Here is a 23,770-nt window from a genome sequence, read left to right on the forward strand (position 1 = left end):
TCTGGGATGTACTCACCGACCCCCTCCGACTGGCGCGAGGCCAACCGAAGACGCTGGGACGAGCGAGTCCCCCTCCACCTCGCCAGCGACTACTACGACCTCGAAGCCTTCCGCTCCGGCAAGGACCCGCTGCGCGACTTCGAGCTCACCGAGGTCGGTGACGTCACCGGGCGCTCGCTGCTCCACCTCCAGTGCCACATCGGCCTGGACACCCTCTCCTGGTCCCGGCACGGCGCGTCCCGCGTGGTCGGGCTCGACTTCTCCGAACCCGCCGTCGAGGCGGCCCGCGATCTCGCCGAGGAGCTCGGCCTCACCGCCGACCAGGCGTCCTTCGTCGCCGCCGACGTGTACGACGCGGCCGATGCGGTGCCCGACTCCTCGTACGACATCGTCTACACCGGTGTGGGAGCCCTGTGCTGGCTCCCCGACATCCAGCGCTGGGCGGAGACGGCGGCCGCGCTCGTCGCGCCCGGCGGCTTCCTCTACCTCTCGGAGTTCCACCCGCTCGCGGACATCCTCGACGACGCGACGGGCTCACGGATCGAGTACGACTACTTCGCCCGCGACGCCTGGATCGACGAGACCTCCGGCGGGTACGCGGACACGACCACTCCCACGGTGCACAACCGCAGCGTGGAATGGCAGCACCCCGTGGGCGAGGTCGTCACGGCCCTGGCATCGGCGGGTCTGCGCATCGACTTCCTCCACGAGCACGAGGCGACGCTCTTCGAGCGCTTCGGCAGCCTCGAACTGCGCGACGGCACCTACCGGTTCCCTGCGGACCGCCCGCGCATCCCCCTCATGTACTCCCTGAAGGCGAGCAAGGCGAGCAAGGCGGTGACGTGAGCCGCCGGATGCCGCTCCCGGCGGATGCGCAGATCCGCACCGCTCAAGGCCGCGCGGTCGGCCGCATCCACCCCTCCCACACGAGCCCGGCCGGCGTCGGGGCCTCGGTCTCGCCCCGGCGGGGCGGCGCCGTCGATCCGGGCCTGCCCCGGTCGAACTCCCCGAGTTTCGTCCAGCCCCAGGACCGCAGGACCTCCCGCCCCAGATCGTCGTCCCGCTTGATGACCGCGACGACCAGATCCGTGGCGTGCCGGATGAGCAGCAGCGTGCGCAGGCGGTCCGAGACGCCCTGGCGCCGGTAGGCGGGCACGACCATCAGCTCGGTCAGGATGAAGACCCGGCCCGATGCCGTGCGTTCCTCGACCTCCGGGGGAAGGACGCCGCGGAACCCCTCCCACCACTCGCCGGTGCGCGCGGCGCGGTAGCCGTAGAGGCAGCCGACCAGGCCCGCCGCGTCGGCGACGACCATGTCGAAGTCGGGCCGCTGCACGGTGTTCTCGAACGTGTGCAGGAACCCCTGCCGGTCCCGGTACTCGGCTCCGGCGACTCCTTCGTAGGCCTCGACATAGACGTCGGCGATCGCTTCCCGCTGCTGCTCCGCCTGCCAACGGGTCAGCCGCCGCAAGAACACCTCTGCCATTTGTTCTTCCTCCGCCCGCCCCCGCCGAGGGAACCCCTCGGCCCCCTCGACACCCCTGGACTCCGCATGGTGACACCACCGAACGGTGAGCGGAACGGGGCGTCGGGTATACATCACGCCGGGTCGGTGCGGCCCGGGTGCAGAGCGCCGTACGGCACCCGGGTCCCTCCACGCGTTCACGTGCCGTCGGCGAGCGGGCTGGGAGCTTCTAGCGCGGGGGTACCGGGCGGTCGTAGACGTTGTTCGGGGTGACGATCTCGGTGATCGCTCGGGCGATCGGCGAGGACGGCTCCACGCCGTTCTGCGTGATGTCGGTGTTGAGCTGCACCACCAGGGTCGCCTTCTTCGAGGGAAGGTAGACCGTCACGCTCTCGTAGCCCGGGATGGAGCCGTTGTGCCCGATCCAGCCGCCGCTCTTGAAGATGCCGAGGCCGTAGCTCGTGCCGGGGTAGCCGGTCGGCAGCGTCCGTAGCCGCTGCTTCTGGGTCTCCGGGCTGAGCAGCTCCCCGGTGGCGACGATCTTGGCCCAGCGGCGCAGGTCGTGCATGTTCGAGATCATCGCCCCGGCCGTCCAGCCCCAGCTGGGGTTCCAGTCGGTGGCGTCCTCGACCTTGCCGCTCAGCGTCTGGTTGGTGTAGCCGCGCGGGTGCGGCTCGGGGAACTCGGCCCCGCTGGGGAACAGGGTGTGCTCGAGGTGGGACGGGCGGAGCACCTGCTCGTCGATGAAGTCGGCGGCGCATTTGCCGCTGATCTTCTCGATCACCAGACCGAGGAGGATCAGGTTGGTGTTGGAGTACTGGAACTCCTTGCCCGGCGCGAAGGTGTTCTTGTGCTTGTAGCCGTACGCGAGCACTTCCCGCGGGGTGAACGAGCGGCTCGGGTCGCTCAGCAGATCGTGCTGGAAGTCCGCGTCGGCGGTGTAGGGGTACAGGCCGCTGCGCATCTCGGCGAGGTGGCGGAGCGTGATCCGGCGGCCCTTCGGTACGCCGTCGATGTAGCGGGAGATCGGGTCGTCGAGCCGGATCAGTCCGTCGTCGACGAGCTTGAGCAGCGCGGTGACCGTGAAGGTCTTGGTCTCGCTGCCGATCCGCGTGTACAGATCGGTGGTCATCGGCTGGCCGGTGGCCTTGTCGGCGACCCCGCTGGCGCGGACGTAGCACCCCTTGCCCGGCATCCACAGCCCGACGGCGACACCGGGGACGCCGGTCTCCCGGCGGACCTTCTCGATGGCCTTGTCCAGGCGAGCGGTCGTCTTGCGGCTGAAGCCGCCCGAGGGGCAGTCGTCCTGGCCGTGGCCGTCGTCGCCCGTGAGACGGACCGCGGCGCCGGCCACACCGGCGGCAGGGACAGGACCGGCCGTGGCAGGAGCCGCCGCCAGCGGGGCCAGCACGGACGCCACCAGCAGCGAAGCTGCGAACAGGCGCCGGGAGGAAGTACTTCGCATGTCGGGGGCACCGCTTCCGGATCGGGGCTGAGGGTGCTACGGCACCACCCGGAGCGCGGCGGAAGGCCCTCCTGCGGTCTGCGCCCCCACGAGTCCACTCGATCGGACCGATGTTCGGTCACAAGGCGTGACGACCGACAGGCGTTCGACAGCAGGCGTTCGACGACGGACCCGCTCAGAGATGCAACATGGACATCACTTCTGGACTCCGCACACCGGTCGCCACGCTGGGGATGTCCTCGCCGGGCCGGATCCATCCCGCGTCTTCGGCCGCTGTGACGGCGGCCTTCTCCGCCGCATCGGCCTCGGTATTCAGGCCTTCGTCGGCGCCCAGGGACCTCGCCCCTGCCGCGGTTCCGGCGGCGAGTGAGGCCTTGAGGGCTGCCTTGCAGGCGAGCGTGGACGATTCGGCGTCGCTGTCGACGAGTTGACCCATCTGGGAGGCCTGCGCGGCGGACGAGGCCGCGTTCCGGGCGCAGCGGGAATCCGCTGCCGGGTCGGGCTCGCTCTCGGAGAGTACGGCGAGGGCCTGCGCTGCCACGCGGGCCGCGTGAGCGGCCTTCCAGGCGGCGTCGGCGTTGCCATCGGCGGCATGCTGCTCGACGTAGCGGCTGAGGGCTGCCGCCCGCGCCGCCGCGCTCTCGGCACGCGCGGCGTGCCGCGCCTTGAGGGCTGCGGCCGTCGGCTCCCGCTCCTCGTGGTTGTGCTCGTTCACCGGCGCCTCCTTTGTCTGCAGGGAGCGACGGAGCGTTGCCACCCCGCCCTCGCCCCGCCCCCGGCGTCGTCCACAGCGGTGGACGGCGGATGTGTCGGGCAGGGTGGCACGTCGCCGCACAACAGACCAGAGCCGCGAACGAAAGACCAGGGCCGCGAACGAAGCACTCTTCGCGCTACGAGTCCCGCCGGGCGGGCGGCAGCAACAGATCGCGTTCCGGGTGCTGTTCACCCGAGACGCTGCCCTGGATCCCCAGATCCTTGCGAGCGGCGTCGTGGAAGGTGTTGATGGCACGGAACGCCTCGCGGTTCCGGTGGCGCCACTCGTCGAGCGTCCCCTCGGTCCTGCCGGTCGCCTGCCAATCGATGTGCGCGACGAGGAAGTTCAGGTCGTGGCCTGCTTCGACGGCGTCGTCACCGCCCATCAGCATGACCCGCTCGAAGGCACTGCCCCAGGCGCGCCCGGCCTCCGCCAGGTCGTCACGCAGCTCGTGCTCGGTACGACGGTGGTCCCGCAGGTCTTCGCGCTGCTCGTAGAGCCGAACGGCCATGGCTATGCGGACCTTCGCCGCGTCCACGTAATTGCCGTACGCCTCGACCTTCTTGTCGTCCCACCGGGTCAGGAGCTGGTTGCGGTTCCGGCTCCGTTCCAGCAGGAAGTTGGTCACGTGCGTGCTGAGGGCGCCGAGCAGGACAGCGGCCACCGTGACGAGCTGTTCGCCCGTTCCCACTGTTCCCCCAGTTCAGCCGACTCCTCGAAACGACTCGACGATCTTACGAGTGCGGCGAGTGAGGGGGAAGGATCTCCCGCCTACTGGAAGAGCCCCAACGCGTCGTCCAGCGACCAGACTTGCCAGCCCATCGCGAAGAGAACGACGACTGACATGAGGGCCATCATCAGGTTCTGACCTTGTTCGGCCCAGTCGTGGATCATCAAAACGAAGTAGATCAGGTTGAGTACGAGTCCGCCGACGAGCGCGATCGGTGTGAGCAGGCCGAAGATGAGGCCGAGCCCGAGGGCCAGCTCCGCGTAGGCGACGACGTAGGCCATCACTTGCGGTCGCGGTTTCACGGTGAGGTCGAAGCCCGCCCGTACGAACTGCCAGCGGTGCTTCTCGGCGATGCCCACCGCCCAGCCGATGCCCCCTCCGGTGAACCAGGTCTTCTTGTCCTTGTGGCGCCAGCTCTCCAGCCACCACAGGCCGAGCCCGATCCGGAGCACGGCGACCCATTCGGCCCCGCTGAGCCACATCGTCTGCATCGAGCGCCCTCCTTCGTCCTGACCTGACGGAGCGTCAGTTCAGCGGATCCGGACCGATCGCGCAAGGGGTCGAGTTTCAGGCGGGCTGTTGCCGTTGCCGAAGCGAGCCCATAACCTCAATCTGATGGACCGTCAGATGCGTGTAAGGGAAACCGGCAGGTAGTTGGGGGCACAGCAGTGGACAACAACGAGGTCGGGGCCAAGGAGCTCCCCCGCATCATCAGCGTGGACGACCACGTGATCGAACCCGCCCACCTCTTCGAGAAGTGGCTCCCGAGCAAGTACCGCGACCGGGGCCCCAAGCCCTTCACCGCAGGTATCGGCGAGCTCGAGTACATCGGCGGCAAGTACAAGTTCACGACGGATCCCGAAGGTCAGGTCACCGACTGGTGGGAGTACGAGGGAGAGATCTTCCCGTACAAGCGCATCATCGCCGCCGTCGGATTCTCGCGGGACGAGATGACGCTCGACGGCATCACGCGCGAGCAGATGCGCCGTGGCTGCTGGGACCCGAAGGCCCGCCTGGAGGACATGGACATCAACCATGTCGAGGCCTCCCTCTGCTTCCCGACGTTCCCGCGCTTCTGCGGGCAGACGTTCTCCGAGGCCAAGGACAAGGAGGTCGGGCTCGCCTGCGTCCGGGCGTACAACGACTGGATGGTGGAGGAGTGGTGCGGTGACAGCCGCGGGAGGCTGATCCCGCTCTGCCTCATCCCGCTGTGGGACGTGGACCTCGCCGTCGCCGAGATCAAGCGCAACGCCGCCCGCGGCGTGCGAGCCGTGACCTTCAGCGAGATCCCCACGCACCTCGGCCTCCCGTCGATCCACTCCGGCTACTGGGACCCGTTCTTCGCGGCCTGCGAGGAGACCGGCACGGTCGTGAACATGCACATCGGCTCGTCCTCGCAGATGCCTGCGGCGTCGCCGGACGCGCCCCCGGCCGTGCAGGCGTCCCTGAGCTTCAACAACGCGATGGCCTCGATGATGGACTTCCTCTTCTCCGGGGTCCTTGTGAAGTTCCCCCGCCTCAAACTCGCCTACAGCGAGGGGCAGATGGGATGGATCCCGTACGCCCTGGAGCGCGCCGACGACGTATGGGAGGAGCACCGGGCCTGGGGCGGGGTCAAGGATCTGATCCCGGAGCCCCCGTCGATGTACTACTACCGGCAGATCTTCTGCTGCTTCTTCCGGGACAAGCACGGTGTCGCGTCGATCGAGACCGTGGGCGTCGACAACGCCACCTTCGAGACCGACTATCCGCACGTCGACTCGACATGGCCGCACACGAAGGCCGTGGCTCAGGACCACGTCGGCCACCTTCCCGAGGACGTGGCGTACAAGCTGCTTCGCGGGAATGCGATTCGCATGCTGGATCTGCCGTTCGACCGGGACCTGCGGGCGCGTCTGTAAACGCGCCTGCGGGCGCGCCCGCTCGTGGTGGGCCGGGAGCGGCCGGCTCAGCCGGCTCCACCACCGGGCAAGGCGGTCGGACGGGTCAGCGCAGGGTCTCGGCGTCGATACGGGAGAAGACCAGCTCGCTCTCGCCGACGATGGGGCCCCGCCATCGCACCGGGGCCTCGGGCCGGCGCAGGGCGCGGGGGTAGTTCTCGGGCCTGTAGTCCGTGGGCAGCCGGTAGGTGTGAAAGCCGTGCTCGGCCATGGTGTCCATCAACTCCTCGATGGAATCGCCCAGTTGGGCCATGCGCTCCGGTGTGACCTCCACGGCGATCTCCACGTCAGGGCGGAGCTGTCCCAGTACGGGAGCCAGCCCTCTCATGACCCCGCCCTCGGCGCCCTCGACGTCGATCTTGATCACGCGGGCCCGGGTGAGTTCGTCCTCGTCCAGGATCTCCGGCAAGGGCCGGGCCTTCATCTCGAAGCTCGACTCGGCAGGACCGTCGTACGGGACGATCGAGTTCGCGCCCATGTTGTTCGAGCTGGCGAGTACGAAGGTCAGCGTCTCGTGGCTGTCGGAGACCGCCGCGTTGACCGCGCGGACGTTGGCGCAGTCGTTGAGCCTGATGTGCCGCAGCACGCGCTCGTGGAAGGCGGGAGACGCCTCGATGGCCACGACCCGCCCCGCGCTGCCGACGAGGCGAGAGCCAAGGACCGCGAAATAGCCGATGTTGGCGCCGACGTCGACGAACGTGTCCCCGGTACGGAGACGGCTCTGCAGCCACCGTGTCATGTGCGGCTCCCACACGCCGTAGAGGCTGATGAACCGCTGGATGAGGTCGCGGGAGTCGCAGGCGAAGCGGGCCCCGAACTCCGCCTCGACCACGCGCTGCCGCGGATGGTCGCGCAGGTGCGGGTTGAGGTACCGGGCCGCGAGGGGGCCCTTGAGCAGGGAGCCGGGTGCGTTGCGCACGTAGCCGCGGCCGAGAGTGACCAGAAGCTCTGACGTGCGGTGGAGAGAAGCGGGGGGCATAGCCGCGACCGTACGAGTCCACCGCGGCGTGGGCAAGATCGGATGGCTTTCAGGCCAGTATCAGCGTGCGGTGCACATGTATCGGCGTGCGGCGCACATGACGGCTTTACCTGCTTTCTTCACGGACGCTGTTTCTCCGCCGGTTACGGCATAACCCCTCTTGATTGAGGTGGAGGGCCGTGGGAGGGCTACGGGAGGGCGGTGTTTTCGCCTTTGTGTGTTTCGATCCAATGCCGATTCAATGCGCTCACCCTCCCCGCGCGGGAGCGAACGGCTTGATTTGTTCGCCTATTGACGGGGTGGGTTGATCGCGGAGCGCAGCGACTGTTGCACGGGAAGTCAGTCGGAGCTGACGGGATAGCGCCACTGGAAGTGTTCCAGCGCTCGCGCCCTGGCCTCGACCACCGTCATACGGGCATCGCGCTCTGCCGTGTCGACGTGCGCCGCCTGGCCGGTCACCTGGCCTTCCCACTTGCGGTAGAGCAGGCCGACCTCGGACGAGAACCAGCCGCGGGAGGTCGAGTTCAGGGCGAGCAGCAGCCCCGTGTCCTCGGACGCGGGCAGCGCCATCCAGCCACCCAGGGCCACGAGCAGGTCGCGGCGGACGAAGAGCGTCGCCGGATGGACCTGCGCGCGGTAGTCGTGAGAGGCCCAGTGGTCGAGCACCTCCTGACGCTCGATCGGCCCGTGCTCGGGGTCGCCGGGGAAACCGGCCGTGGAGCCGTCGGGGAGCAGATCGAGCACACGCGACGTCGCCCAGCCGATGGTGCGGTCAGCTTCGAGTGCCGCGAGGTCGCGGGCCAGTGAACCAGGCGCGAGCTGGTCGTCGGCGTCCAGGACCTTGACGTACGCGCCGTCCGCGTGGGCCAGGGCGATGGTCCGGGCAACCCCCGGGCCTCCCGGACGCCCCTGCTTGAAGGTGATCCGGGCGTCGTCGGGGACGTGGGGCGCGACCTGGTCGGTCGTACCGTCCTCCTGGATCAGCCAGTGCCACTCCCAGCCGGCGGGCAACTCCTGCTCGCGGATGGACTTGTACGCGTCAGCCAGGAAGTGCGCCGACGGTGCATGGACGGCCGTGATGATGATGATGCGCCGGCTCACGGCTCACCACCTTTCCAAGTGAGTCGTGAAGAGCATTTCCGTGCGGTCGCCGGGCAGCGTGACGTCAGACATCTCCACGATGCGGTCGTCCGTGTCGTACAAGGTCTTGCGAAGGACGAGAACCGACGTGCCGGGCGGCAGGCCCAGCTCGTCCGCCTCCTCCACCGTCGGGGGCCGGGCCGTCACCCGTTCCTCGACGCGGTCGATCTCGATGCCCACCGTGAGCAGCTGGTTCCATGTCCCGCCCGGCCAGGGCTCTTTCGTCTCGTCCAGGAGGTCGGGGTTCTGCTGGACGAGGTCGCGGATCAGGAGCGACGTGACGAGGCTGAACGGATTCCGCTCGGCGCTGTAGCGCGTGCGGTAGGTGCGCTCGACGAGTGCCGTTCCCTCAGCGACGCCCAGAGCCGCTGCGATCTCCTTGGACGCACCGATCTCGCGGTACGCCGCGTGAAAGACGAGGTCGCCGACCCCAAGGCCGGTGTCGCGCTCGGTCGCCCCCGTGTCCAGGCGCTGCCGCTCGGGCGCGCGGGCGCGGTCCTTCTCCCACTGGTGCCGTGCGTTCGTGCGCTGAACCGGCGTGCGCGGGCGGCGGACGAAGGTGCCGCGGCCGTGCTGCTTCTCGATCAGCCCCTCTGCCTGGAGCACGCGCAGGGCTTGCTGGACGGTCGGTCCGCTGCGCCCGGTGGCCTTGATGAGGTCCGACTCGGACGGCAGCCGGTCACCGGGCCCGAGCCGGCCTGCGCGGATCTGCGCGCGGAGCCCGTCCGCGATCTCCTCGTAGGCCTTTGCCATCCGCGTGCACCGTCCCGTCGTTCAAAGCGGGCTCAGCATACGACTCCTAAAGAGGACTTGACGAGGCCCGGTCACAAACAAGCTTCGCTATCGAGCGAGGCGGCCCGGATCCGCGTTATGCAAGGCCCGCTGTCCGCGAAGCATGGCCCCACCACCCAGTTGGGCCGGAATTGGCTGTCCGGCCGTGCCTCAATTTGAACCATCGGGCGCTGAGATCACGAAAGGGCCCGATCGCTGGCGACGGGGGATGCACCAGCGATCGGGCTGTGGCCAACCGTAACAAGGCTGCTCGGGTAAAGGGAGGCAACTACTCCGTCGAATTGGGGAGTTGTGACCGGGATCACGCACCGTGATCCGTAGGGGAGGGGTGGTGAACCGTTAGTCGTCGCAGGGTGGCGCGTACGAGAGGCGAGGCAGATACTCGTGCCATTTTTCCCGCGTAAGAACGTCCCGAGTGGTCGAGCAAATGCGACGAATCGCCTCGTCGGTGTCCAAGTTCCAGAGCCGGACGGTATCCGTGCCGCTCGAAACGCCGAGCATCTCGCCCTGCGGGCTGAACGACAGGAAACTGCCGGTCTTGGCGTTGGGGCTCATGGACTGACCGATGGGGGAGGCGCTTGAGGGGTGGGTGACGTCCCAGAGGCGGACCGTGTTGTCGTTGCCGCCGCTCGCCAGGGTGTGGCCGTCCGGGCTGTACGTCAGGGAGACCACCGCGTCGGTGTGGCCGGTGAGCGGGGAGCCCAACTGGGCTGCCTTGTCGGGGTGGGTGACGTTCCAGAGCCGGACCGTGCCGTCGTCGCTCCCGCTGGCCAGCGTACGGCCGTCCGGGCTGTAGGCGAGCTCGTTGATGGGGCCGAGGTGCCCCTTGAGAGGCTTGCCGAGCCGGGTGACATGGCGCGGGTCGGACACCTTCCAGAGCCGGATCGTGCCGTCCGCGCTGGCGCTGGCGAGAGCTCGTCCGTCCGTGCTGAAGACGAGGGAGTTGACGTAGCCCTTGTGGCCCGTGAGCGGCCCGCCGAGCTTGCGGAGGCGCGAGGGGTCGCTGACGTCCCACAACTGAATGGTGCGGTCGGTGTCGGCGGTCGCCAGCGTGCGCCCGTCCGGGCTGAAGTCCAGCGCGGCCGCGAACCGTGTCCGCAGGGCGACGGGCGGCCCGTGGGGGACGGGGCGCGTCGGGTCGGTGACGTTCCACAGCTGCACCGCGTGGTTTCCCGTGAGCACCGCGAGAGTGCGGCCGTCGGGGGAGAACACCGGCGAACGCGCGTCCCCGTCCCAGGGCTTGAACGGTTTGCTCAGCGACACGGGCCGGTTGGGACGCTCCACGTTCCACAGCCGAAGCTGTTCGTCGCGCGCGGCCGTGGCGAGCACCTTCCCGTCAGGGCGGAACGCTCCGATCTGGCCGATCATGTCCGACGTCGGTATCGACCACAGGCGGACCTTGTTGTCGCCGCTCCCCGTGGCGAGAGTACGTCCGTCGGGGCTGAAGCCGAGGGCGTACATCTCCCCGCTGCTGCCCGCGAGCGGCTCGCCGACCTGCGACGGGTGCGCCGGATCACGGACGTTCCACAGACTGGCCGTGCTGTCCGCGCTGGCGGCCGCGAGCATGGTTCCCGCGGGGTTGAAGGCCACGGACCACACGGCGCCGGTGTGGCCGGTGAGCGGCGGGCCGAGCGATTTCGCGCGGCGCGGGTCGGTCACGTTCCAGAGCCGGATGGTGTTGTCCCTGCTGCCGCTGGCGAGAGTGCGCCCGTCGGGACTGAAGGCCACGGAGTGCACCGTGCCCGTATGGCCGGTCAGCGCCTTGCCGACCGGCTTCGGGCGACGCGGCTCGGCGATGTTCCACAGCCTGACCGTGCCGCTGTCGCCACCGGCCGCCAGCGTCCGTCCGTCGGGGCTGAAGGCCACGGAGCGTACGGCGGCGGTGTGGCCGGGCAGGGCGCCGAGCGCCTTCGGCCGGCTCGGGTCGGCGACGTTCCACAGCCGAACGGTGTGGTCGTCGTTGGCGGAGGCCAGAGTGCGCCCGTCCGGGCTGAAGGCGACCAGATAGATCGCACCGCCATGACCGGTGACGGGCGGCCCCAGCGAACGCGGGTGGCCGGGATCACGGACGTCCCACAGCCGGACCGTGCCGTCGTCCGACGCGGTGGCGAGGGTGTCGCCGTCCGGACTGAAGACCGCGCTGCTCACCCAACTCGTGTGTCCCGTGAGGGGTTTGCCCATGGGCTGAGGACGGGACGGGTCGGCCACGTCCCACAGCCGTACGGTCCTGTCGTAGCTGGCGGTGGCCAGGAGCCGTCCGTTCGGGCTGAACGAGGTGAGGTAGACGGCGCCCTTGTGGCCGAGGAGCGGGGTGGCCAGCGGCGCGTTCACGATCGAGAGCAGGCGGTTCTTCGTGCCCTGGTCGTCCGGCCTCAGGTTGTGGGCCACCAGGTCGAGTTGGGCGGACAGGGACGGATCCGTGTGCTGGGCGCGATCGGCCTCGGCGACCACCTGCTCGAACACCGCGTCGTCCCGCTGCTGCCACGCGACCACCGCCGAGGCGACGGCCACCACGGCAAGGACGACCAGAGCCGCCACCGCACCACGAATGATCAGGACCGTGCGCCTGCGGAGCCTGGCCGAGGCGGCCAGGAACTCCACCGCTCCTCTGGTCAGAAACGTGCCACCGGCGGTCTTCCGCCAGGCACGGGCCTGCTCGAGACGGGAACCCCGGTAGAGCAGTGCCGTGTCGCGGTCGGAGTCCTCCCAGGTCCTGCCGTCCTCCTCGAGGCGTTGGCGCAGCAGGTTGTCGTTCCTGTCCTCGTCGATCCAGTCGCGCAGCCGGGGCCAGGCGTGGAGCAGCGCCTCATGCGTGATCTCCACGGTCTCCGAGTCGAGCGTCACCAACCGGGCGCGTACCAGCGCTTCGAGCGACTCCTCCGTCTTGCCGGGATCCGTCGACTCCTCGGCCAGCTGGCGCCGCGTACCCCGCCTGCGGGTGGCCTGGGTGTCCTCACCGAGCCTGACCAGCCTGAGGAGGAGCAGCCTCGCGGCCGTGCGGGCCGCCGGGTCGAGGTCGGACCAGGCGCGCTCGGCGCTCGCCGCGACGGCTCCCTGGATTCCGCCCGCCGCGCGATAGCCGCCCAGCGTCAGCCTTCCTGCCTTGCGCCGCTGCCACGTGGCGAGCAGGGCGTGGGAGAGGAGCGGCAGCACTCCCGCGTCGTGCGTGCCGCGGGGTCCGTCCGTGCTCACTTCCCGGACGATCAGTTCCGCGAGCCCCGGTTCGAGCTCAAGCCCCACGGCCTTGGCAGGGCCGGTCACCGCGTCGCGCAACTCCGTGGTGGTCAGCGGCCCGAGCACCATGTGCCGGTGCTGCAGCGCGTCGGCCAGTTCGGGGTACCCGAGGCAGTGCTCGTAGAAGTCGGCGCGTACGCCGAGGACCACGAGCGCGGGAGCGGGGTCGCCGCCGTCGCCCGAGTCGCTGGCGTCGCGGGGCGAGCACGCAGCTTGAAGAAGCTGAATGAAGGTGCGCGTGCCCGCCTCGTCGGAGGACAGAGTGAACGTCTCCTCGAACTGATCCACGATGACGACCGGCCGGCCGGAGGACGAGGTCTCGCGTCGCGCCCAATCCGTGACGGCCTCCCGCACGGCGTCGGAGAATTCCGGACTGCCAGGCTCCGGCACGGCCGGCCCCGCCGACAGGGCCGGCCCCGCTGGTTCCTCGGCGGCAGAGATGAGGTGCGCGAGACCAGGTATCTGGCGGGCGAGTTCCGCGAGGGGATCACTCCCCGGCACGAGCTGGAGCACGGGTCCTGCCTGGCTGCTGTCGCCACTCAGCGCGCCGTTCTGCAACGTGGGAACGAGCCCCGCGTTCAGCAGGGAGGACTTTCCCGCCCCCGAGGCGCCCACGAGCATGACCAGGCCGCCCGTCTTCTCCGCGGCGCGGAGCTGAGCGACGAGGGCATCCGTGCTCCGCTCGCGACCGAAGAACCACCGGGCGTCCTGCTGGCGGTACGAAGCAAGACCTCGGTAGGGACACACACCGTGGACGGCGGTCGGGGCCTCGGCCTGAAGCCGGTCCTCGTCTTCCGTGGATGCCGGGGCGGCGCGACCGCTGACCGGGTCGGCCACCGCGCGCTCCCACAGGAGCTGCCACTGGGCCATGTCGTACAGACCGGTCGACACCGGCGCGGGCTGCTCGCGCCGCGCTTCGGGTATCAGCACATGGAGCACGGCTGAGAGGGCGGCGAACTGGGCAGGCACGTTCTTGGCCCGCCGCCAGTCGCTGATCCGCTGGGCGGACACCCGCACGGTCCGCCCGCGTTCGTCGACCCGCTGCTGCCGGACGACCGCCTCGGCCACGCGTTGGAGGGGAGGGTTACCGGCTTCCTTGTACAGCAGCGCGAGACGTTCCGCGAAGGCTGTGCGTGCCCCCGAGTCGGAACTCAAGGCCTCCACCCCTAACTTCCCCCGCACCTGAACATCCGGACCGGAAAACTCACCTTATACGGCTGACCTGCGGATTAGGCGTCCGGACGATGACGGAACCTCCTCCTCCGTGGCCCCAACTGGCAGGATCGCGAATCGGTAGCGAACCAACCGCGCAGCGTCAGGGCAGGTCACCAGCTCGGGGTGACCCGCAGAGGTGAACCGCGACGCTGCATCGCCTCGGCTGGTTTCCACCGTTCACCTCCGGACCGCTGTCGCGTGGACTGCGGATCCGCCTTTCCTCGATCCGCGCTGTTACGCCGACACGGCGCGGATCGATGCAGTCCGTCGTTCGGCACCGGTCCCCACAGGGGAGGGACCGGTGCCGAAACGACGCGGCGTGGCGTGGCGCTGCGAGGCGAGGGATCAGGCCCCGTACATGTCTGCCTGTCCGTCTGCCTGGCGCGGGCGCACGTGCGCCTCGGGCGGGACGGGACGGGATGGGGTGCGGTGGCCCTGGCTGAGTCCTCAGCTGGTCCCTTCACGGCTCCTCGTCAGCCTCGTCCTCAACGCCATGGAACTTGCCCCAGGCCTTCCACGTTGCCCAGTAGGCCGCTACGGCGGCGGGGAGCGCACCGGACAAGCCGCCCATGCCGCTCGCGACCTCCTCGATCGCGGGATAGGTCATCCCCAGCGTGAGATAGAGGCTGAACACCATCACCGCGGCCGTGGCCGCCGCAGCGTGACGCGACTGCGCGGCACTGAGGAAGCCGGGGTCCAACTGCCATACCGTGTCCGTCAGTTCCTCGACCATGCCGGTCGGGACCGACTCGGCGACTTCCTGGGGCGAGACCTGCGGCGGGAGGACATCGATTTCGTCGAGGAGCTGCGTCGCGGTGGTCCGCGTCGCGGCGGGCAGGTCCAGGGCCGAGAGCCCCGCTCGCATCTGCTCGGCAAGAGATACCCAGCTCCGCATGGCCTGCAGGTGCGACAGCGGCAGGCGAACCGAGTTGAGGATCTTGGCGAGCTCAGTCGTCGACATGCGCATCTTGTCGAACGCCGTCTGCAGCTCATGGTGCTGCGCCATCAGGGCAGAGAAGACCTGTGCTGAGGCCTGAGCCTGCCTCATGGGCTGGGCGAGATTGTTGCTGATGAGCTGCAGGGCAGCGGCGAGTTCCCGGATTGAGCGTCCCGGTTCATCGCCGGGCATGGCCATCGTCGACACCCCCAGAGGCTATCGGGAGCACCCAATGCGACGGACAGAGGCGGCATGCAGATCGATGCATCCCTGCCAACCTCAGGTGTACGAGGTGCTGCTGCGAGTTGATCTGCGGCACTTTGATCGGGCACAGCCTCCCGCCCTGGATCTCTGAGGAGACATGCCTGTGAATAGCAAGCGCCTCGCCCTTGCCGGCGCCGCGACAGCGGCCGTGCTCGGCGCCCTGATGCCCACCGCTAGTGCGGCTCCGGCAGCGGCTGGGCCTGTCGGAGTGGAGGTCGTACCCAACGCCTCCGCTGAAGCATGCCCGGACAAGTACTTCTGCTTGTACACCGGAGCCAACCAGACCGGCACTATGCACAAGAAGAAGGTCTACTGGTCCGGCGAGCTCCGTGGCATCCGGTCCTACTTCAACAATGGAGAGCCCCAGGTGGGGGCGGACCATGTGGATCTGTCCTGGGTAGGCGGTGGACCGAAGTGCATTCACTACTGGAATGGCTCCGGCTCGAGCACGCCTTACAAGGGCACGTTCTCCAGCGCGAAGACGATTACCGAGGTGGAGTGGCGCGGAGAGTGCAACTGAGCGGGAAGCTGCCACCGCCCCAGCCCGGTGCATCGATGCGGCCTCGTCAAGGGTGACGCCCGGGAGTGGATTTCCTTGATCCACTCCCCGCTCACTCCCCAGAGCCCCTGAAACACAAATCAGGCCCGGTCTTCCTTCTTGGAAGACCGGGCCTGACCTGCTGTTTCAGCTGTCGGGGTGGCGGGATTTGAACCCACGACCTCTTCGTCCCGAACGAAGCGCGCTGCCAAGCTGCGCTACACCCCGATGTCGTTGCTCCACCGGCCCGCTGCGCAGGTCGTGGCGACATCGATTACTTTAGCGGACCGGCGCCCGGAGACGAAATCCGGTTTTCGGGCCCTGGCTTCCGGGCCGCACCCTGCCTCGGCGACCTGGGCGGATCCGGTCCAGGCCGACCAGGAGCAGGGCCAGCGCGTAGAAGGCCAGGCCGAAGAAGACCGCGTTGGCCAGGACCCCTGCGTATCCGTGCACCTCGACGTCCAGGAACGGGTAGGGGTAGCGCGCCGGTGAGCCGGGGGACATGAGCGCGCCGCGGGTCAGGGCGAAGGCCAGGTAGGCGAGCGGGTAGACCATCCACTGCGCGGCGTGATGCAGGCGGAGGCCGCCGGGGCGGGTGAGCAGGAGCCAGTCGAGGAGCGCGCCGATCGGGGTCACGGTGTGCAGCAGTTGGTTGGAGAGGGAGTGCCAGCCGGAGTACGTCTCGATGTCTTCCGTCATGGCGAAGCCGCTCGAACCGTTGGCCAGGACGAAGTGGTAGACGAGGCCCGTGATCGAGATGAAGAGGAGCGTGCCGCCGGTCAGGAGCGGAGGCAGTGCGCGGTGGCCCCGCCAGGCGCGCAGGGCCGAGAAGGTGAAGACCACCGCCAACAGCACATTGCTCTGGATGGTGAAGTAGCTGAGCACCCGCAGTGGGCTGCCGATGACCAGGTCGATCACGATGCCGGTGACCGCGGCCAGGGCGACCAGTGCCCGGAAGGTCGCGGTCACGGGGCGGCGCGGGCGCGGCACGACCGCCTCCGCCGGGGCGGTCGACGAGGTCCGCGTGATCATGTCCCCACGGTAAGCACCGTCTCGCTCATCCGCAGCGCGGCAGAGAAGCGGCAGAGGAAGAGAAGCGGGGGGGGCAGCTCCCGGTCCTGCGCGGCAGCGCGGCAGCGCAGCAGCGTCCCGCGCAGCCAATGCCAGCCCCAGCCCCAGCCCCGCCCCCCCCCGGGAGGGGCCCCTCAGCCCCGAGCAGTCAACGTAAGCAGCGTCGCCTCCGGCGGGCACGCGAAACGCATCGGGGTGTAGCGGTTCGCGCCGCAGCCCGCCGAGACGTGCATGTACGACGTCTGCCCCTCCGCCTCGTGCGTCGACAGGCCCTTCACGCGGTCCGTGTCCAGGTCGCAGTTGGTGACCAGCGCCCCGTAGAAGGGGATGCACACCTGGCCGCCGTGCGTGTGGCCCGCGAGGATCAAGGGGTAGCCGTCGGCCGTGAAGGCGTCGAGGCTGCGCAGGTACGGGGCGTGCACGATGCCCATCGAGAAGTCGGCGCCCGCGTCGGGACCGCCCGCCACGTGCGCGTACCGGTCGCGCTTGATGTGCGGGTCGTCCACGCCGGTGAGGCCGATCTCGTAGCCCTCGATCTTCAGCGCGCCCCGGGTGTTGGTGAGGTTCAGCCAGCCCGCGGAGTCGAACCCGTCGCGCAGGTCCTCCCACGGGTTGTGGATGACGCCGACGGCGGGCGGGTTGCCGTTCAGGCCGTGCTTGCCCTGGGCCTTCTCGAGCAGGTAGCGGGCGGGGTTGCGCGGCTTCGGGCCGTAGTAGTCGTTCGAGCCGAAGACGTACGCCCCGGGGAACTGCATCAGCGGGCCGAGCGCGTCCAGCGTCTCCGGCACGCCCTCCGGGTCGGAGAGGTTGTCCCCGGTGTTGATCACGAAGTCGGGGCGAAGGCCCGCGAGGGAGCGCAGCCAGCGCTGCTTCTTGCGTTGCCCGGACACCATGTGGATGTCCGAGACCTGGAGGACTCTGAGCGGTCGCATCCCCGGCGGAAGGACCGGCACCGTGACCCGTCGCAGTCGGAAGAGGCGGGCTTCGATGCCCACCGAGTAGGCCAGACCGGCGGCGGCCGTCGCCGTGATTCCCAGAGGTACTGCGTATCGCGCGCGCATCCACCCATCGTGTCAGACCCGAAGGCCCCGTAAATCAGCGGGCGTCGGGCCGTCCGCACCTGCGACAATCACCGCATGACCACGCTCAAGGCGAAGCTTCAGGAAGACCTCACCGCCTCTATCAGGGGGCGCGACGAGCTGCGCTCCTCGACGCTCCGGCTGACCCTCACCGCCATCACGAAGGAGGAGGTCTCGGGCAAGACGGCTCGCGAGCTCTCCGACGACGAGGTGCAGAAGGTGATCGCCCGCGAGGCGAAGAAGCGCCGCGAGGCCGCGGAGGCCTTCGCCAACGGCGGCCGCGCCGAGCAGGCCGAGAAGGAGAAGGCGGAGGGCGAGATCCTCGCCGAGTACCTGCCGAAGCAGCTCTCCGAGGACGAGCTCCGGGCGATCGTCGCCCAGGCCGTCGAGGAGGCCAAGGCCGCCGGCGCCGAGGGGCCGCGAGCCATGGGCCAGGTCATGAAGATCGTGAACCCGAAGGTCGCGGGCCTGGCGGAGGGCGGCCGCGTCGCCGCCGTGGTCAAGCAGCTGCTCGCGGGCTGAGCACGACCACCCACCTGAGAGAAACGGATGAGGGCGCCCCCTGAAGCAGGGGGCGCCCTCATCCACGTATCGAGCACGTATCAAGCGGAGGATCCGGAAGAGCTACCTGTCACCTCTCACCTGTTACCTGTTACCGCTCACCGGTCCCAGCCCCCACCGATCCCGCCCCCATTGCCGTTCCCGCCGATGACGTCCGGCGGCAGCGAGATGTCCGGCCAGGGATCGCCGCCCCCGCCGTTGCCGCCTCCGCCATTTCCGCCACCGCCGTGGCCGCCGCCACCCGGCTTGTTGTCCTCGTGCGGCTTGTCCTTGTCCTTGCCCTTGTCGCCGTCCGGGATGTGGATGGTGTTGAAGCCGGGCGCGGGCTTGCCCGCCAGCGCGCCGCTCATCGCGTCCCGCCAGATCGGACCGGGGACCTCACCACCGAAGACCTTGTCGTACGGGACTCCGCCGATGGTGATGTCGACCATCTGCCGCTTGTGCTGCGGGTCGCCGACCCAGACCGCGCCCGACATGTTCGGGGTGTAGCCCACGAACCAGGCGGCGTAGCGGTAGTCGGTCGTACCCGTCTTGCCCGCGCTCGGGCGGGAGCCGAGGCCGGCCTGCTGGCCGGTTCCGTCCTCGACCACGCCCTTGAGGAGGGTGTTGATCGTGTCGGCCGTCTTCGCCGACATCGCGCGCGAGCACGTCGACTTCGGCACCGGCAGCGTCTTGCCGCCCGGAGCGGCGATCGACTCGATCGCGACGGGCGAGCAGTACTTGCCGCGCGAGGCGAACGTCGCGTACGCGCCCGCCATCGTCAGCGGCGACATCTCCTGGGTGCCGAGCGCGATCGACGGCGCCTGGTCCATCTTGCGGCCGTCCGCCCGCTCGACGCCCATCTCCTTGGCCATCTTCGTCACCGGGCAGATGCCGATGTCGCCGATCATCTCCACGTAGTAGGTGTTGACCGACTTCGCGGTCGCTTCCTTCATGCCGTAGGGGCCGACCTCGGACTCGTTCTCGTTGGTGAGCTTCGCGCCGCCCGAGTTCACCCACTTCTTGCCGTCGCACGCCGCGACGCTGTCGGGGTAGGGCATCTCGTACGGAGCGCCGTAGCTCTTCGTCGGCGGCATGCCGCCCTCCAGGGCGGCCGCCGCGACGATCGGCTTGAAGGTCGATCCCGGCTGGTAGCCCGCGCCGCCGCCCATGGAGTCGTCCACGGAGAGGTTGATCGTGGTCTCGTCCTTCTTGAAGCCGTAGGGCCGCGACTGGCCCATGCCCAGGATCTTGCCGCTGCCGGGCTCGACGATGGTGGCCGCCGTGGCCACGTCGTCGGACTGGTTGACGTGATCCTTTATCGAGGCCTGCACGGACTGCTGTGCCTGCGGGTCGAGGGTGGTCTTGATCCGCAGACCGCCCTGGTTCCAGACCTTGGCCCGGTCTTCCTTGGTCTTGCCGAAGACGGGGTCGGAGAGGAAGACCTCGCGTACGTAGTCACAGAAGAACCCGGCGCCGCTGACCGCCGTGATGCAGCCGTTCTTGGGCTTGCTCACCTTGAGGCCGAGCGGCTTCTCCTTCGCCGCCGCGGCCTCCGCCTGCGTGATGTCGTGCGTCTCGGCCATCCGCTGCAGCACCGTGTTGCGGCGCTTGGTGGCTTCCTCGGTGTCGTTGACCGGGTCGTACCGGCTGGGGGACTGCACGATGCCGGCGAGCAGCGCGGCCTCCTGGACCTGGAGGCTCTTGGCGGGCTTGGAGAAGTAGCGCTGGGCCGCGGCCTCGACTCCGTACGCCTGCTGCCCGAAGTACGTGATGTTCAGGTAGTTGCTGAGGATGCGCTTCTTGCCCAGCTTGTCCTCGACCTGGATCGCGTACTTCAGCTCGCGGATCTTGCGCCCGAGGGTCTGCTGGGTGGCCTCGGCGACCTTCGTCGGGTCGTCGCCCGCCTCCTCGACGAAGACGTTCTTCACGTACTGCTGGGTGAGCGTGGACGCGCCCTGGGAGACGCCGCCGCTCTGCGCGTTCTGGTTCAGCGCGCGCAGGATGCCCTTCGCGTCGACCGCGCCGTGTTCGTAGAAGCGCGAGTCCTCGATCGCGACGATCGCCTTCTGCATGTACGGCGAGATCTCCTTGAGCGGCACCACGGTGCGGTCACGTGAGTAGACCGTGGCGATGGAGCCGCCCTTGTTGTCCAGGATCGTGGTGCGCTGACTCAGCGGCGGCTGCTTCAAGTTGGAGGGGATCTCGTCGAATCCCTCCACCGAGCCCTTCGCCGCGAGGCCGAGCGCGCCGGCCGCGGGCAGGGCGATACCTGCCAGTACGGCTCCCGCGAGCACGCTGACACCTAGGAACTTCGCGGCCTGCTGAGTTGGTGACAGACCACCGCCCGAGCGCTTCTTTCCCATGGGGGCAGCCTACGTTCTGATTCGCCGGACACGCCTCAATGCCTTGGCCTAAGCTGCTCTCAACTGTCACAGCAGTGCGGCTTGGCAACAACCCCTCCGTCGGTCCCGAATCCCGAATGGGGACTCCCCCTGCTCTTTTGGGGCTAGGGAAAGTGTGTCCGAATTCGCCTCATGCGGCATTCGATGCCCGTTGTGACTCAGCTGAAGTGCCCGCATTTGCCGGGTTAATCACGCATGTCGCCAGCTCACTCCGTCGGGTGATCTGCCGCTTACGCATAGTCCGTTCGGGCCATTCAAGATTGGGCCCGAAGGGGGTGTTGCGCTGTGCCCACCTTCCGTAACGTCCTCAACTGGCGGCGGTGAATATGCCGCTGCCGCCGTGGGGGAGCCTCGATTCGGGAGAGGACGGCGCCGGTATGGGCTGGGTAACCGACTGGAGTGCGCAGGCGGCCTGCCGCACTACCGATCCAGATGAACTGTTCGTTCAAGGAGCAGCGCAGAACAGGGCCAAGGCGGTGTGCACCGGCTGCCCGGTGCGCACGGAGTGCCTTGCCGATGCGCTGGACAACCGCGTCGAGTTCGGCGTGTGGGGTGGCATGACTGAGCGGGAGCGCCGCGCATTGCTGCGCAGGCGTCCCACAGTCACCTCCTGGCGCCGTCTGCTGGAGACGGCGCGCTCCGAGTACGAGCGTGGCGCGGGCCTGCTGCCCGTGGACTTGGAGGACGACGAGACGTACGAGAGCTACGCGGCAGTGGGTTAGCGCCCGTCGGGTCAGCCCGTCCGCCGCGTGGCGGTGGGGGAGAGTCCCCACCGGCCGCGTGGCAGTGGGCCGGTCCCGCTGCTCAGGCAGCTCCGGCCGGATCACCATCAGTACCGGCCGCGAGCCGGTCCCCGATGGCCCGAAGGCCTGCCAGGTCGTGCACATCGCCCGGCAGCGCCGTCACTTCGGCCACGGCAACCTCGGGGTGAAGCGCGGTGAAGCGGTCGCGCGTGCGCTGTTCGCGCGCGAGCAGCTGCATGCGCTCCGCGTGCAGTCGCAGCAGGCCTGCGGTCAGCTGTGCCACGGGCGGATGAGTGTCATGGAGTTCAGAAGGTGCTTCAGGCGCTTCGGCAGGTGCTTGAGGTGCTTGAGGTGCTTCAGGCGCTTCGGAGGGCTCCTCGGGAGGTTCTTCCGAGGATGCGTCAGAAGGTGCGGGAGTCCGGGAACTGCCAGGGGCCTCGGGGGAGTTGCCGGGAGCCTCGTGGGAGCTACGAACTCCAACCTTCCCGTCCTCCTGATCCACAATGCGGCTCTCTTCAAGATTTTCCGCGGCGGCGAGCGCCCGCTCGGCCGAGAGCTGAGCGGCGCCGCTGCTGTGCACCCGGTTCAGGACGAGACCGGCGAGCGGCATGTCGTCGGCGGCCAGGCGCTCCACGAAGTACGCCGCCTCGCGCAGCGCGTCCCGCTCCGGCGACGCCACCACGAGGAACGCCGTGCCCGGCGCCTGGAGCAGCCGGTACGTGGCGTCCGCGCGGGTGCGGAAGCCGCCGAACATGGTGTCCATCGCGGCCACGAACGTCTGGACGTCACGCAGCAGTTGGCCGCCGAGCAGCTTGCCCAGGGCCCCCGTCATCATCGACATCCCGACGTTCAGGAACTTCATCCCGGCCCGGCCGCCCACCTTCGCCGGGGCCATGAGCACCCGGATCAGCTTCCCGTCCAGGAAGGAGCCGAGGCGCTTGGGCGCGTCGAGGAAGTCCAGGGCCGAACGCGAGGGCGGCGTGTCGACGACGATCAGGTCCCACTCGTCGCGGGAGCGCAGCTGCCCCAGCTTCTCCATCGCCATGTACTCCTGCGTGCCCGCGAAGCCCGCCGAGAGCGACTGGTAGAAGGGGTTGCCGAGGATCGCGCTCGCCCGCTCCTTGTCCGCGTGCGCCTCGACGATCTCGTCGAAGGTGCGCTTCATGTCGAGCATCATGGCGTGCAGCTCGCCCTCGCCGTCGACCGCCTTGACCTTGCGCGGGACGTTGTCGAGCGAGTCGATCCCCATGGACTGGGCGAGCCGGCGCGCCGGGTCGATGGTCAGGACGACGACCTTGCGGCCCCGTTCGGCGGCGCGCAGGCCGAGCGCGGCCGCCGTGGTCGTCTTGCCGACGCCTCCGGAGCCGCAGCACACCACGATGCGGGTCTTCGGGTCGTCGATCAGGGCGTCCACGTCGAGCGTGCGGGCCGGGTCCAGGGGGCGTGTCGTGTCCGGGTCTCGTGCCGGGTCCGAGGTCATGCGATCCCTTGCTTCCGCAGTTCCGTGGCGAGTTCGTAGAGCCCTGCCAGGTCCATCCCCCCGGACAGCAACGGGAGTTCGTGCAGGGGGAGGCCGAGCTCGCCCAGGACGTCCCGCTGGGAGCGTTCGAGGGCGTACCGCTCGGCGTACTCGGAGGCCTGCTCCAGGAGCGGGTCGACCAGACGCTCGGCGACACCTCCGCGGCGGGCCCCGCCGAGTCCGGCGGCGGACAGGGACTTGGCGATGGCGGTGCGCGGGGTCCCGCCGAGCCCGAGTTCGAGGGCGGCCTCGTCGAGCAGCGCGGGCCGCACCATGTTCACCATGACGCGCCCCACGGGGAGCTTCGCGGCGCGCAGCTCGGCGATCCCGTCGGCGGTCTCCTGGACGGGCATCTCTTCCAGGAGCGTCACCAAGTGGACCGCCGTCTCGGGCGACTTGAGCACGCGCATCACGGCCTGCGCCTGATTGTGTATCGGGCCGATCTTGGCGAGCCCCGCCACCTCGTCGTTCACGTTCAGGAAGCGCGTGATGCGGCCGGTGGGCGGCGCGTCCATCACCACGCAGTCGTACGTGTACCGCCCGCTCTTCTCCTTGCGGCGTACGGCTTCGCAGGCCTTGCCGGTCAGCAGGACGTCCCGCAGGCCCGGCGCGACGGTGGTGGCGAAGTCGATGGCGCCGAGTTTCTTGAGCGCGCGTCCCGCGCCCCCCAGCTTGTAGAACATCTGGAGGTAGTCGAGCAACGCCAGTTCGGGATCGATGGCGAGGGCGTACACCTCCCCGCCCCCGGGAGCGACGGCGATCTTCCGCTCCTCATACGGCAGCGCTTCGGTCTCGAAGAGCTGCGCGATGCCTTGTCTGCCCTCGACCTCCACGAGGAGGGTGCGCTTGCCCTCCGTCGCGAGGGCGAGCGCGAGTGCGGCGGCCACCGTGGTCTTGCCGGTACCGCCCTTGCCGCTGACGACCTGGAGCCTGCTCACACTTCCGAGCCTAACCAGTCGG

20 protein-coding genes and 1 tRNA gene are annotated in these 23,770 nt (G+C 69.1%); 5 read left to right on the forward strand and 16 right to left on the reverse strand.

What is annotated here, in order from left to right; genetic code table 11:
- Positions 1–6: 6 nt before the first annotated feature.
- Positions 7–846: a class I SAM-dependent methyltransferase gene (locus ABZ833_RS30590; protein ID WP_361053122.1), complete on the forward strand. Its 840-nt coding sequence runs from the start codon at positions 7–9 to the stop codon at positions 844–846.
- A 43-nt stretch (positions 847–889) separates the two neighbouring features.
- Here the strand turns inward: ABZ833_RS30590 and ABZ833_RS30595 are convergent, their stop codons facing one another.
- The 5 genes from ABZ833_RS30595 to ABZ833_RS30615 all read right to left on the reverse strand — a co-directional run bounded on the left by ABZ833_RS30595 (position 890) and on the right by ABZ833_RS30615 (position 4,905).
- Positions 890–1,486, reverse strand: coding sequence for a hypothetical protein (locus ABZ833_RS30595; protein WP_361053125.1), 597 nt, complete (start codon positions 1,484–1,486; stop codon positions 890–892).
- A gap of 208 nt (positions 1,487–1,694) precedes the next feature.
- The gene (locus ABZ833_RS30600) at positions 1,695–2,930 is read right to left on the reverse strand and encodes a serine hydrolase domain-containing protein (RefSeq protein ID WP_361053128.1); all 1,236 of its coding nucleotides are present in this window, start codon (positions 2,928–2,930) and stop codon (positions 1,695–1,697) included.
- Between the two features lie 175 nt (positions 2,931–3,105).
- Positions 3,106–3,645: a hypothetical protein gene (locus ABZ833_RS30605; protein ID WP_361053130.1), complete on the reverse strand. Its 540-nt coding sequence runs from the start codon at positions 3,643–3,645 to the stop codon at positions 3,106–3,108.
- A 175-nt stretch (positions 3,646–3,820) separates the two neighbouring features.
- Complete coding sequence (locus tag ABZ833_RS30610; protein ID WP_361053133.1) at positions 3,821–4,375, reverse strand: hypothetical protein; 555 nt, start codon at positions 4,373–4,375, stop codon at positions 3,821–3,823.
- A gap of 80 nt (positions 4,376–4,455) precedes the next feature.
- Positions 4,456–4,905 carry a DoxX family membrane protein gene (locus ABZ833_RS30615; RefSeq protein WP_361053136.1) on the reverse strand — a complete coding sequence of 150 codons (450 nt, stop codon included), beginning with the start codon at positions 4,903–4,905 and terminating at the stop codon, positions 4,456–4,458.
- 177 nt (positions 4,906–5,082) lie between these two features.
- On the opposite strand from ABZ833_RS30615, the gene ABZ833_RS30620 reads away from it, so the two are divergent.
- Positions 5,083–6,315 (forward strand): amidohydrolase family protein, encoded by a 1,233-nt coding sequence (locus ABZ833_RS30620; RefSeq protein WP_361053138.1) that lies wholly within the window; start codon positions 5,083–5,085, stop codon positions 6,313–6,315.
- A gap of 85 nt (positions 6,316–6,400) precedes the next feature.
- On the opposite strand, the gene ABZ833_RS30625 is transcribed toward ABZ833_RS30620, so the two are convergent.
- The 5 genes from ABZ833_RS30625 to ABZ833_RS30645 all read right to left on the reverse strand — a co-directional run bounded on the left by ABZ833_RS30625 (position 6,401) and on the right by ABZ833_RS30645 (position 14,858).
- Entirely contained in the window at positions 6,401–7,333 is a 933-nt protein-coding gene (locus tag ABZ833_RS30625) for an FkbM family methyltransferase (protein WP_361053141.1), read from the reverse strand.
- Between the two features lie 339 nt (positions 7,334–7,672).
- On the reverse strand, positions 7,673–8,434 hold the full coding sequence (locus ABZ833_RS30630) for a glycosyltransferase (protein ID WP_361053145.1): 762 nt from the start codon (positions 8,432–8,434) through the stop codon (positions 7,673–7,675).
- A 3-nt stretch (positions 8,435–8,437) separates the two neighbouring features.
- Entirely contained in the window at positions 8,438–9,226 is a 789-nt protein-coding gene (locus ABZ833_RS30635; protein ID WP_361053148.1) for a GntR family transcriptional regulator, read from the reverse strand.
- Between the two features lie 378 nt (positions 9,227–9,604).
- A complete protein-coding gene (locus tag ABZ833_RS30640) occupies positions 9,605–13,663 on the reverse strand; it encodes an AAA family ATPase (RefSeq protein WP_361053151.1) in 4,059 nt (1,352 codons plus the stop codon).
- A gap of 511 nt (positions 13,664–14,174) precedes the next feature.
- The gene (locus tag ABZ833_RS30645; protein ID WP_361053154.1) at positions 14,175–14,858 is read right to left on the reverse strand and encodes a hypothetical protein; all 684 of its coding nucleotides are present in this window, start codon (positions 14,856–14,858) and stop codon (positions 14,175–14,177) included.
- A 154-nt stretch (positions 14,859–15,012) separates the two neighbouring features.
- On the opposite strand from ABZ833_RS30645, the gene ABZ833_RS30650 reads away from it, so the two are divergent.
- Positions 15,013–15,435 carry a peptidase inhibitor family I36 protein gene (locus ABZ833_RS30650; RefSeq protein ID WP_361053156.1) on the forward strand — a complete coding sequence of 141 codons (423 nt, stop codon included), beginning with the start codon at positions 15,013–15,015 and terminating at the stop codon, positions 15,433–15,435.
- Between the two features lie 172 nt (positions 15,436–15,607).
- Here ABZ833_RS30650 and ABZ833_RS30655 read toward each other — a convergent pair.
- The 3 genes from ABZ833_RS30655 to ABZ833_RS30665 form a co-directional block, all read right to left on the reverse strand.
- Positions 15,608–15,681 (reverse strand) — tRNA-Pro (locus ABZ833_RS30655).
- A 51-nt stretch (positions 15,682–15,732) separates the two neighbouring features.
- Positions 15,733–16,485 (reverse strand): Pr6Pr family membrane protein, encoded by a 753-nt coding sequence (locus tag ABZ833_RS30660; protein WP_361053159.1) that lies wholly within the window; start codon positions 16,483–16,485, stop codon positions 15,733–15,735.
- Between the two features lie 173 nt (positions 16,486–16,658).
- Positions 16,659–17,585 carry a metallophosphoesterase gene (locus ABZ833_RS30665; protein ID WP_361053162.1) on the reverse strand — a complete coding sequence of 309 codons (927 nt, stop codon included), beginning with the start codon at positions 17,583–17,585 and terminating at the stop codon, positions 16,659–16,661.
- Positions 17,586–17,660: 75 nt separating this feature from the next.
- Between ABZ833_RS30665 and ABZ833_RS30670 the strand changes: the two genes are divergently transcribed.
- Entirely contained in the window at positions 17,661–18,125 is a 465-nt protein-coding gene (locus ABZ833_RS30670; protein WP_361053165.1) for a GatB/YqeY domain-containing protein, read from the forward strand.
- Between the two features lie 137 nt (positions 18,126–18,262).
- On the opposite strand, the gene ABZ833_RS30675 is transcribed toward ABZ833_RS30670, so the two are convergent.
- Positions 18,263–20,509 (reverse strand): transglycosylase domain-containing protein, encoded by a 2,247-nt coding sequence (locus tag ABZ833_RS30675; RefSeq protein ID WP_361053168.1) that lies wholly within the window; start codon positions 20,507–20,509, stop codon positions 18,263–18,265.
- A 416-nt stretch (positions 20,510–20,925) separates the two neighbouring features.
- On the opposite strand from ABZ833_RS30675, the gene ABZ833_RS30680 reads away from it, so the two are divergent.
- A complete protein-coding gene (locus tag ABZ833_RS30680; RefSeq protein WP_167828965.1) occupies positions 20,926–21,270 on the forward strand; it encodes a WhiB family transcriptional regulator in 345 nt (114 codons plus the stop codon).
- 82 nt (positions 21,271–21,352) lie between these two features.
- On the opposite strand, the gene ABZ833_RS30685 is transcribed toward ABZ833_RS30680, so the two are convergent.
- Both ABZ833_RS30685 and ABZ833_RS30690 read right to left on the reverse strand, forming a co-directional pair.
- A complete protein-coding gene (locus ABZ833_RS30685) occupies positions 21,353–22,771 on the reverse strand; it encodes an ArsA family ATPase (RefSeq protein ID WP_361053171.1) in 1,419 nt (472 codons plus the stop codon).
- Positions 22,768–23,748, reverse strand: a complete 981-nt coding sequence (locus tag ABZ833_RS30690) for an ArsA-related P-loop ATPase (RefSeq protein ID WP_361053174.1) — start codon at positions 23,746–23,748, stop codon at positions 22,768–22,770. The genes ABZ833_RS30685 and ABZ833_RS30690 overlap by 4 nt, the downstream gene beginning before the upstream one ends.
- Between the last annotated feature and the right edge of the window lie 22 nt (positions 23,749–23,770).

This window comes from Streptomyces sp. NPDC047525 (assembly GCF_040643025.1).
Lineage (GTDB): Bacteria > Actinomycetota > Actinomycetes > Streptomycetales > Streptomycetaceae > Streptomyces > Streptomyces durmitorensis.

What these genes read in the sequence shown, in the direction of transcription:
- ABZ833_RS30590 (WP_361053122.1), top strand. Translation starts at nt 7, where the DNA reads ATGTACTCACCGACCCCCTCCGACTGGCGCGAGGCCAACCGAAGACGC.
- ABZ833_RS30595 (WP_361053125.1), bottom strand. Translation starts at nt 1,486, where the DNA reads ATGGCAGAGGTGTTCTTGCGGCGGCTGACCCGTTGGCAGGCGGAGCAG.
- ABZ833_RS30600 (WP_361053128.1), bottom strand. Translation starts at nt 2,930, where the DNA reads ATGCGAAGTACTTCCTCCCGGCGCCTGTTCGCAGCTTCGCTGCTGGTG.
- ABZ833_RS30615 (WP_361053136.1), bottom strand. Translation starts at nt 4,905, where the DNA reads ATGCAGACGATGTGGCTCAGCGGGGCCGAATGGGTCGCCGTGCTCCGG.
- ABZ833_RS30625 (WP_361053141.1), bottom strand. Translation starts at nt 7,333, where the DNA reads ATGCCCCCCGCTTCTCTCCACCGCACGTCAGAGCTTCTGGTCACTCTC.
- ABZ833_RS30635 (WP_361053148.1), bottom strand. Translation starts at nt 9,226, where the DNA reads ATGGCAAAGGCCTACGAGGAGATCGCGGACGGGCTCCGCGCGCAGATC.
- ABZ833_RS30650 (WP_361053156.1), top strand. Translation starts at nt 15,013, where the DNA reads ATGCCTGTGAATAGCAAGCGCCTCGCCCTTGCCGGCGCCGCGACAGCG.
- ABZ833_RS30660 (WP_361053159.1), bottom strand. Translation starts at nt 16,485, where the DNA reads ATGATCACGCGGACCTCGTCGACCGCCCCGGCGGAGGCGGTCGTGCCG.
- ABZ833_RS30665 (WP_361053162.1), bottom strand. Translation starts at nt 17,585, where the DNA reads ATGCGCGCGCGATACGCAGTACCTCTGGGAATCACGGCGACGGCCGCC.
- ABZ833_RS30670 (WP_361053165.1), top strand. Translation starts at nt 17,661, where the DNA reads ATGACCACGCTCAAGGCGAAGCTTCAGGAAGACCTCACCGCCTCTATC.
- ABZ833_RS30675 (WP_361053168.1), bottom strand. Translation starts at nt 20,509, where the DNA reads ATGGGAAAGAAGCGCTCGGGCGGTGGTCTGTCACCAACTCAGCAGGCC.
- ABZ833_RS30680 (WP_167828965.1), top strand. Translation starts at nt 20,926, where the DNA reads ATGGGCTGGGTAACCGACTGGAGTGCGCAGGCGGCCTGCCGCACTACC.
- ABZ833_RS30685 (WP_361053171.1), bottom strand. Translation starts at nt 22,771, where the DNA reads ATGACCTCGGACCCGGCACGAGACCCGGACACGACACGCCCCCTGGAC.